Below are 8,855 nucleotides of genomic sequence, written 5' to 3' on the forward strand. Positions count from 1 at the left end.
CTACAGGAAGCGCGGCCAACGCGCTGGGTGCGCTGCAGGAGGGGCTTCAGCCCCGACGGCATCCGGAACCGCCGGGCGTCCGGACTTCGTTCGTCGCGACTGAAGTCGCTCCTACAAGGACTCGCCGCTTACTCGCTGGGTGCATTGTGGGAAGGACTTCAGTCCCGACTCCAGCCTAAGCCGCGCGGGCATCCGGACTTCGCTCGTCGCGATTGAAGTCGCTCCCACAGGGGGCTTGCGGCCTACTTGCTGGGTGCGCTGTGGGAGGGACTTCAGTCCCGACTCCAGCCGAAGCCGCCCAGGCGTCCGGGCTTCGTTCGTCGTGACTGGAGTCGCTCCCACAAGGGACTTGCGGCCTACTTGCTGGATGCACTGTGGGAGGGACTTCAGTCCCGACATCCCTGCCGCGGCGACCTGGCTAGCGCCGCTGGCCGCGCGCTGCGTTTAGCCGCTGTTCGCCGGCGCAGCCGGCGCCGTTCCGGTCCCGGGCCGCTTCGCCGCACGATAGCGTTGCAGCGCGTCGTCGATTTCCTGGTTCAGGCCGAGCCGCTGCTGTTCGAAGTTCTTCTGCATGCGCAGCTGCCACAGCAGCGCGCGATGCCGCTGCTGCACGTCCTCGACGATCTTGCCGGTCACCTTCTGCCCGGCCAGCTCGCGCGCGCCGGCGTTGGCCAGCAGGCCGACCAGCCCTTCGCGCAGGCTGTTGACGTTGTAGCGCGCGGTGTTGATGTTGTTGTCGACGATGCCGATGCGCTCGGAAAACACCCGGCGCAATTCCTCTTCGGTCTGGAACGACAGCAGCATCGCCTGGTCGGTGCGCTTGCGCGTCTCCAGCGCCGCCTGGTCGGCGCGCTGCTGCGCGGCATCGGCGGCGGCCGCGGCGCGCTCCTCGGCATTCAGCGCACGGCCGACCGCGCCGCTGCGCATCCCGCTCTTGGCGTTGAACTCGTCGCGCGCCTGGTTCACCGCTTCCGGCGGCAGCGCATCGCTGCACACGCGCTGCCCGCCCTGGTTCCAGCAGTACAGTTTCTTGGATGGCGCCGGCTGCGCTGCGGCCGGCAACGCAATCAGCGCGAGCAGGACGCACAAGGTGCGGCCCCACGGTCGTTGGATCGGCATCATGGCAGCCCCCTGCTGTCAGCCTGACGGATCGCAGCCGTAGCGTGCCCGGTAGGCCAGCAGCGGTTCGCGGAAGCCGACAAGGTCCGCGTTTCCATCGATGAATGCAAGCAGATCGCCCAGGTGCGCGACCGACACCACAGGAACGCCGGCCTCCGCCGCCACCGCCTGCGCCGCCGAGCGCCGGTCGTGCTCGCCGGCGATCTCCTGCCGGTCCAGCGCGACCAGGATCGCCGCCGGGATGCCGCCGGCCTCGCGGATGATCGCCAGCGCCTCGCGGATCGCGGTGCCGGCGGTGATCACGTCGTCCACGATCAGCACCCGGCGCCCGGCCAGCGGCGCGCCGATCAGGCTGCCGCCTTCGCCATGGGTCTTGGCTTCCTTGCGGTTGAACGCCAGCGGCAGGTTGCGGTCGCGCTGCGCGTACTCGCAGGCCAGCGCGGTCGCCAGCGGAATGCCCTTGTAGGCCGGGCCGAACAGCAGATCGAAGTCGAGCCCGGCGGCGTCGGCCGCATCGGCGTAGCACGCCGCCAGGCGCGCCACCGTGCTCCCGGAATCGAAGCGCCCGGCGTTGAAAAAGTAAGGGCTGACGCGCCCGGACTTCAGCGTGAACTCGCCGAAGCGCAGCGCCTGCGCATCCAGGGCCAATTGCAGGAAACGTTGCCGGTAGTCGGTCATTGGGGAGCCGGGATTCGGGATTGGGGATGACGGGATTCGTGAAAGCATAGCCGGTCGCGGCCATGCGGCGTCCACGCATGGGTACGCTTTCATGAATCCCCAATGCAATGCCTGGATTGGTGAACACATAGCGGGTTACGACCATGCAGTGTCCACGCATGGGGTACGCTTTCACGAATCTCCAATCCCTCCATCCCGAATCCCCGCTCTATGCGTATCGTCAGTTTCAATGCCAACGGCCTGCGTTCGGCCGCCACCAAGGGCTTCTTCGAGTGGTTTTCCGGCCAGCACGCCGATGTGCTGTGCGTGCAGGAAACCAAGGCGCAGGAGCATCAGCTGGCCGGGCCGGCGTTCCTGCCGGACGGCTACCGCGCCTGGTTCCGCGATGCCAGCACCAAGAAGGGCTACAGCGGCGTGGCCATCTACAGCAAGCGCGAGCCGGACGAGGTGCGTACCGCGCTGGGCTGGCCCGAGTTCGACGAGGAGGGCCGCTACCTGGAGGCGCGCTTCGGCAACCTGAGCGTGGTCTCGTTCTACATTCCCTCCGGCTCGTCCGGCGAACTGCGCCAGGGCTACAAGTTTCAGGTCATGGACTGGCTGCGGCCGATCCTGGCCGAATGGCTGGCCAGCGGCCGCGACTACGTGCTGTGCGGCGACTGGAACATCGTGCGCTCGGCGCTGGACATCAAGAACTGGAAGTCCAACCAGAAGAATTCCGGCTGCCTGCCGGCCGAGCGCGACTGGCTCAACGGCCTGTGCGCCGATCGCGCCGAAGACGCCGATCCGGCCAGCGGCCGCGGCTGGGTCGACGCCTACCGCGCGCTGCACCCGGAGGGCCAGGACTACACCTGGTGGAGCAACCGTGGCGCCGCGCGCGCCAACGACGTGGGTTGGCGCATCGACTACCAGTTCGTGACCCCGACGCTGCGCGAGCGCCTGCAGGGCTGCGCGATCTATACCGCGCAGCGCTTCTCCGACCATGCGCCGTTCGTGGTGGACTACCGCGAATGAGCCAGGCCGCGTCCGCGCCGGCCTCCTACAAGGGCTGGGCCGGGATCAAGCGCGCCTTCGCCACGCCGTCGGCGGCGACGATGGCGCTGCTCGGCTTCGGCAGCGGCCTGCCGTTCCTGTTGATCGCCTCGCAGACCCTGTCCACGCGCTTGCGCGACGTCGGCCTGGACCTGGGCAGCATCGGCCTGATCAGCCTGGCCAGCTTCTTCTACCTGCTCAAGTTCCTGTGGGCGCCGCTGCTGGACCGCTATCCGTTCCCGCTGGTCGCGTTCCTGGGCCGGCGCCGCTCGTGGCTGCTGGTGTCGCAGCTGGGGGTCACGATCGGCCTGGCGGCGCTGGCGCTGATGCGTCCGGAGCTGAGCATCGGCGGCCTGGTGCTGTGGGTGCTGATCGCCTCCTTCGCCGGCGCCACCCAGGATTCGGTGGTCGATGCGTACCGGATCGAGATCGCCCCGGCGACGGCGCAGGCCGCGCTCGCCGCGACCTACACCTTCGGCTACCGCATCGGCCTGATCCTGTCCGGCGCCGGCGCGCTGTACCTGGCCCAGTTCGGCGACTGGACCCTGGCCTATCTGGTGATGGCCGGGCTGATGCTGCTGCCGATCGCCACCACCTTGCTGTGCCGCGAACCGGAGGTGCCGGCGGCCACGGTGGTGCGCAAGATCGACGTGGTCGGCGCGTTCTGGCAGCCGATTTCCAGCTTCTTCACCAGCAACGGCCTGGCGCTGGGGCTGGGGCTGCTGCTGTTCGTGGGCCTGTTCAAGTTTCCCGACCAGGTGATCGGGGTGATGTCCGGCCCGTTCTACCTCGATTCGGGTTTCAGCAAGGCCGACATCGCCACCGTCTCCAAGCTGTTCGGGGTGTGGATGGGCATCGCCGGCGCGTTCGCCGGCGGCCTGGCGGTGGCGGCGTTCGGCTTCCGGCGCATGCTGTTCGTCGCCGCGCTGGGTGTGGCGCTGTCGAACCTGGCGTTCCTGCTGATGGCCCACCATCCCGGGCAGCTGTGGTCGTTCTACGCCGCGCTCAGCGCCGACAACCTGTTCCAGGGCTTCGCCGGCACCGTGCTGGTCGCGTTCATGTCGTCGCTGACCGACCGCAACTTCACCGCCACCCAGTACGCGCTGCTGGTGTCGCTGGCCAACCTGCCGGGCAAGTTCGTCGGCGGCGCTTCCGGCTACATCGTCGAGGCCACGTCCTACAGCACCTTCTTCGTGCTCAGCGCGTTCACGGTGATTCCGACCCTGCTGCTGCTGGCCTGGCTGTGGCCGCGGATCCGCGAACAACCGGCCCCCGCCGCGCCGCAGGCGGATTGAAAGCCCGCTCGGAGTTGCGGATGATGCACGGCAGCGCATGGGGTGCGCCGCCGTCCGTCAGGGAGTCCGCATGACCGATCTGCTGTTGCGCGACATCGACCCCATCCTGGTCGATCGGATCCGCCGCATCGCCGTGGCCCGCGGTTGGACCCAGCACCAGACCGTGCTCAACCTGATCGAGCAGGGCCTGTTCGCCAGCGAGCATGAAGTGCGCAGCGGCTTCGAGAACCCGGAAGTGGATGCCTTGTCCGAGGCGATCGCCGCGTTGCGCGAACTGCCGGCCGGCGCCGGCTTCTGAGCCGCGCGTCGGTGCCGTGACGCGGGCCGCTGCCGTTGCGGTCAGGCCAGGTGGATCGCCCCGAGGATGCGCGGCCCACGCGCGCCGCTGACCGAAGGCAGGTTGCCGGGCAGCCCGGCCAGGGTCTGCCGCGCCAGCCAGGCGAAGCCCATCGCTTCCACGTAGTCCGGATCCAGGCCAAGCGCCTGCGTGGACAGCACCTGCACGCCCGGCAGCCGTGCCTGCAGCCGCGCCAGCAACAGCGGGTTGTGCACGCCGCCGCCGCAGACCAGCAGTTGCCGGGTCGCCGGCTGCTGCGCCAGCAGCGCGTCGGCCACGGTGGCCGCGGTCAGTTCCAGCAAGGTCGCCTGCACCGCCGCGGCCGGATGCGCGGCCGGCTCCAGCAGCGCATCCACCCAGCGCAGGTGGAACTGTTCGCGCCCTGTGCTCTTGGGCGGGGCCAGCGCGAACCAGGGATCGGCCAGCAAGCGCTGCAGCAGGCCGTCGTCGACCTGGCCGCTGGCGGCGAAGGCGCCGCCGGCATCGTAGGGCTGGCCCAGATGCCGCTGGCACCAGGCATCGAGCAGTGCGTTGGCCGGGCCGGTGTCGAACCCGCGCACGCTGCCGTGCGCCGGCAGCAGGGTCAGGTTGCCGATCCCGCCCAGGTTCAGCACCGCGCGGTCCTCGTGCGCCGCGCCCAGCATCGCCGCATGGAAGGCCGGCATCAGCGGCGCGCCATGGCCGCCGGCGGCCACGTCGCGGCGGCGGAAGTCGCACACCGTGGCGATGCCGGTCAGCTCGGCGATGCGGTTGCCGTCGCCCAGTTGCCAGGTGAAGGCCGGATCGGCCAACGGCCGGTGGCGCACGGTCTGGCCGTGCGAGCCGATCGCGCGCACCTCGGCAGGCGCGACGCCGGCGTCCTCGAGCAGGCGCAGCGCGGCCTCGGCGAAGGCGATCGCCACTTCCGCGTCGAGCCGGCCCAGCGTGTCCAGCGAATCGATCTCGCCGCCTTCGCCCAGCGCGATCAGCGCCTCGCGCTGGCGCGGCGCCCAGGCGTAGGTGCGGCCGATGCGCAGCTGCGCCCGCCCATCGGCAGCGAAGCGGACCAGCGCGGCATCGATGCCATCGGCACTGGTGCCGGACATCAGGCCGAGGAACAGGGCCTCGGCGTCGAGTGCGATCGGATCGGGCATTGCGGGCACCAGGCAGCGTCAGTAGCGCAGCGTGGGCGAGGGGCGGCGGCGCGTCAATCCGCGCCGCCGTGGCGGGGCCGCTTTGCGGCTCAGCCCGCGTCGCTGGACTGCGCCGACCTGGCCGAGGCGACGGTCTTCTTCTTCTTCGCCGGGGCGTCGCCCTTCGCCGGTGCGGCGTCGGCGTAGATCAGCTTCTCCACGCGCTGGATGCGTGCCAGCGCGGGCGAGGTCTGCGCCCGGAACGCGGCCAGCTCGGTGCCGGCCAGCGGCGTCGGCGGCGGCATCGTCACCGAGGCCGGATTGCGCTGCACGCCGTCCACGCGGAATTCGTAATGCAGGTGCGGGCCGGTGGCCATGCCGGTCATGCCGACGAAGCCGATCACCGTGCCCTGGTTGATGCGCTGGCCGGGCTTGATCCCGCCGAAGCGCGACATGTGCCCGTACAGCGTGCTGTAGCCCTTGCCGTGGTCCAGGATCACCACGTTGCCGTAGCCGCGCTGGGTGCCGACGAACTGCACCCGCGCATCGCCGGCGGCCATGATCGGCGTCCCCGACGGCGCCGCGTAATCGATGCCCTTGTGCATGCGCATGGTGCCCAGCACCGGATGCTTGCGCGCGCCGAAGGTGGAGCTGATGCGGCTGTAGGACACCGGCATGCGGATGAAGCTCTTCTTCAGCGGCCGCCCGCTGACGTCGAAGTACTCGGCAGGCTTGCCGTCGCGCTCGAAGCGGAAGCCGCTGTAGGTCTTGCCGCGGGTGGTGAAGGTCGCGGCGAGGATCTTGCTGGTGTCGATCCGCTCGCCTTCGCGCCAGGTCTCGTCCATCACCACGCTGAAGCGGTCGCCCGGCTGCAGGTCCTTGTCGAAGTCGATGTCGTACTTGAAGATCTCGTCGGTCATCGTCGCGATCGCCGACGGCGACAGGCCCGCCTTGCGCGCGGCCACGTACAGCGAGCTGGTGATTTCGCCGCTGATGACCGCGGTGCGGGTGCTGGTTTCGCGTTCGGTCACCTTCTCGCGGATGTCGTCGCCGAGCAGCGACAGTTCCACGCGGTGGGTGGCATCGCGGTCGAAGCGGATGCCGCGCAGGCTGCCGGCCACCGGCAGGTCGAAGCCGATCTCGGCGCCGGGGCGCAGCTTGGTCAGCGCCTCGCGCGTGCCCGGGTGATCCAGCACCTGATGCATCACCGTGGCCGGGATGTCGAGCTGTTCGAACACCGCGCCCAGGGTCTGCCCGGGCTGGATCCGCACCACCTGCCAGCTGTCGCCGGCCACGCCCTGCTGCTGGGCCAGCGAAATCGGCGGCAACGGCAGCGCCAGGGTCGCGTGCGTGGTCTGCAGCGGCACGTCGATGGCATTGGAGAAGCCGGGGACGATCGTGGCCACCAGTGCGCCGATGGTGGCGAACAGGCTGGCGTGGATCCAGTGGCGGCGCGTCCAGCGCCCGGCGGGGAAATGCTGCGTCAGCTGCCGATGCAGTGCAGTGTCGTGAAGGACATGGAGACGTTCCTGGAAGCGCTGCTTGCGCGCGCGTTCCTGTTCGCTTTCGCTGTTCTGCATCAAGGCTTCCTCATGAGCTCGAAGCGCGAGCTCAAAACTCGGCTACCATAAACATCGATCAACAGCGCGTCAAACCATTGAACCGGCTCGGGTTTTCGCCGGGCGCGCGGTTAACTCGCACTTAACGTCATTCATGTTGCCGGTGGCAACCCGTCGGAGTTCCGTTTTGTCCACGATTGAAGAGTCTCTTGCCCTGATCGGCCGCGGTGCCGACGAAATCCTCAAGCGCGAGGAACTGGAAGCGCGGTTGCGTGCCGGCCGCCCGTTGCGCGTCAAGGCCGGTTTCGACCCGACCGCGCCGGACCTGCACATCGGCCATACCGTGTTGCTGAACAAGATGCGCCAGTTCCAGCAGCTGGGCCACCAGGTGATTTTCCTGATCGGCGACTTCACCGGCATGATCGGCGATCCCACCGGCAAGAACGTCACCCGCAAGCCGCTGACCCGCGAGGACGTGCTCGCCAACGCGCGCACCTACGAGGAGCAGGTATTCAAGGTGCTGGACCGCGAGCGCACCGAAGTGCGCTTCAATTCGGAGTGGTTCGGGCAGATGAGCGCGGCCGACATGATCCGTCTGGCCGGGCAGCACACGGTGGCGCGCATGCTCGAGCGCGACGACTTCGCCAAACGCTATGCCGCGCAGCAGTCCATCGCCATCCACGAATTCCTGTACCCGCTGGTGCAGGGCTACGATTCGGTGGCGTTGAAGGCCGACGTCGAGCTGGGCGGCACCGATCAGAAGTTCAACCTGCTGATGGGACGTGGCCTGCAGGAGCATTACGGACAGCCGGCGCAGATCGTGCTGACCATGCCGCTGCTGGAAGGCCTGGACGGGGTCAACAAGATGTCCAAGTCGCTGGGCAACTACATCGGCATCAGCGAGCCGGCGATCGACATCGTCACCAAGACCATGAAGATCGGCGACGAGCTGATGTGGCGCTGGATCGAGCTGCTGTCCTTCGATATAAGCCTGAACGAAGCGCAGGAACTGAAGCGGCAGGTGCAGGCCGGCGCATTGCACCCGCGCGAAGTGAAGCTGCGCCTGGCCCGCGAGCTGACCACGCGTTTCCACGACGCTGCGGCCGCCGAGCAGGCCATCGTCGGCTGGCATGCGGTGGTGACCGGGCAGGGCGACACCAGCGCATTGCCGCTGCAGGACGTGGCGGTGCCGGCGGAAGGCCTGCGCATCGCCGCGCTGCTGACCGCCGCCGGGCTGACCGCCAGCAACTCCGAAGCCAACCGCAAGCTCAAGGAGCGCGCGGTACGGGTGGAGGGCGAGGTGGTGGAAGATCCGCAGCACAGCTTCGTGCCCGGATTCGAAGGCGTGTTGCAGGTCGGCAAGCGCACCTTCGCGCGCGTGCGCCTGGTCGCGGCCTGAGCACGATGGCGGCCAAGCGCCGCCGTCGCTTGTGCTGAAAGGCTCTGGCAGCAGGCTCCACGCCGCGAGATGCTGCGCCTTATAAGTGTCACGCATCGCATCGGCGCCTACCTGCATCGGCGGAGTGAAAAAATCTTTCACACCCCCTTCCCAAGCGACGGGTTTGCGGCCATACTTTCCCTCCCCCGACGCAACGCCTTGCGGCAACGCAACAGCAACGCGGCGGGGTCGTCAAAAACCTCCTCAAAAAGGTATTGACGGCAACAAAAAAGCCGCTATGATGGGCGGCTCGGTTCAGCGAAAAGCCTTCGGGGTTTGAGGGGAACC

The 8,855-nt window shown here is 68.5% G+C and carries 8 protein-coding genes; 4 read left to right on the forward strand and 4 right to left on the reverse strand.

Features of this window, described 5'->3' with window-relative positions; all coding sequences use genetic code 11:
- Positions 1–444: 444 nt before the first annotated feature.
- Positions 445–1,122: a hypothetical protein gene (locus tag JR064_RS17810; RefSeq protein ID WP_206230625.1), complete on the reverse strand. Its 678-nt coding sequence runs from the start codon at positions 1,120–1,122 to the stop codon at positions 445–447.
- Positions 1,123–1,137: 15 nt separating this feature from the next.
- Entirely contained in the window at positions 1,138–1,797 is a 660-nt protein-coding gene (pyrE, locus tag JR064_RS17815; protein ID WP_179570900.1) for an orotate phosphoribosyltransferase, read from the reverse strand.
- A 210-nt stretch (positions 1,798–2,007) separates the two neighbouring features.
- Between pyrE and JR064_RS17820 the strand changes: the two genes are divergently transcribed.
- From JR064_RS17820 to JR064_RS17830, 3 genes are all read left to right on the forward strand, one after another.
- Complete coding sequence (locus JR064_RS17820) at positions 2,008–2,808, forward strand: exodeoxyribonuclease III (RefSeq protein ID WP_179570899.1); 801 nt, start codon at positions 2,008–2,010, stop codon at positions 2,806–2,808.
- Positions 2,805–4,121, forward strand: coding sequence for an AmpG family muropeptide MFS transporter (locus JR064_RS17825; protein WP_179570898.1), 1,317 nt, complete (start codon positions 2,805–2,807; stop codon positions 4,119–4,121). Before JR064_RS17820 ends, JR064_RS17825 begins: the two co-directional genes overlap by 4 nt.
- Positions 4,122–4,191: 70 nt before the next feature.
- Complete coding sequence (locus tag JR064_RS17830; protein ID WP_145706592.1) at positions 4,192–4,419, forward strand: hypothetical protein; 228 nt, start codon at positions 4,192–4,194, stop codon at positions 4,417–4,419.
- A gap of 41 nt (positions 4,420–4,460) precedes the next feature.
- On the opposite strand, the gene JR064_RS17835 is transcribed toward JR064_RS17830, so the two are convergent.
- Both JR064_RS17835 and JR064_RS17840 read right to left on the reverse strand, forming a co-directional pair.
- A complete protein-coding gene (locus tag JR064_RS17835; RefSeq protein ID WP_206230626.1) occupies positions 4,461–5,591 on the reverse strand; it encodes an anhydro-N-acetylmuramic acid kinase in 1,131 nt (376 codons plus the stop codon).
- 89 nt (positions 5,592–5,680) lie between these two features.
- On the reverse strand, positions 5,681–7,150 hold the full coding sequence (locus JR064_RS17840; RefSeq protein ID WP_206230627.1) for a M23 family metallopeptidase: 1,470 nt from the start codon (positions 7,148–7,150) through the stop codon (positions 5,681–5,683).
- Positions 7,151–7,316: 166 nt separating this feature from the next.
- Here JR064_RS17840 and tyrS point away from each other — a divergent pair, with 166 nt between their 5' ends.
- Positions 7,317–8,528, forward strand: a complete 1,212-nt coding sequence (gene tyrS / locus JR064_RS17845) for a tyrosine--tRNA ligase (protein ID WP_179570895.1) — start codon at positions 7,317–7,319, stop codon at positions 8,526–8,528.
- The last annotated feature ends 327 nt before the right edge of the window (positions 8,529–8,855 follow it).

Source organism: Xanthomonas bonasiae, from assembly GCF_017163705.1.
Lineage (GTDB): Bacteria > Pseudomonadota > Gammaproteobacteria > Xanthomonadales > Xanthomonadaceae > Xanthomonas_A > Xanthomonas_A bonasiae.

Bases quoted from the DNA above. Each gene is read 5' to 3' on its own strand.
- JR064_RS17835 (WP_206230626.1), bottom strand. From the start codon at position 5,591: ATGCCCGATCCGATCGCACTCGACGCCGAGGCCCTGTTCCTCGGCCTG.
- JR064_RS17810 (WP_206230625.1), bottom strand. From the start codon at position 1,122: ATGATGCCGATCCAACGACCGTGGGGCCGCACCTTGTGCGTCCTGCTC.
- pyrE (WP_179570900.1), bottom strand. From the start codon at position 1,797: ATGACCGACTACCGGCAACGTTTCCTGCAATTGGCCCTGGATGCGCAG.
- JR064_RS17840 (WP_206230627.1), bottom strand. From the start codon at position 7,150: ATGCAGAACAGCGAAAGCGAACAGGAACGCGCGCGCAAGCAGCGCTTC.
- JR064_RS17820 (WP_179570899.1), top strand. From the start codon at position 2,008: ATGCGTATCGTCAGTTTCAATGCCAACGGCCTGCGTTCGGCCGCCACC.
- JR064_RS17825 (WP_179570898.1), top strand. From the start codon at position 2,805: ATGAGCCAGGCCGCGTCCGCGCCGGCCTCCTACAAGGGCTGGGCCGGG.
- JR064_RS17830 (WP_145706592.1), top strand. From the start codon at position 4,192: ATGACCGATCTGCTGTTGCGCGACATCGACCCCATCCTGGTCGATCGG.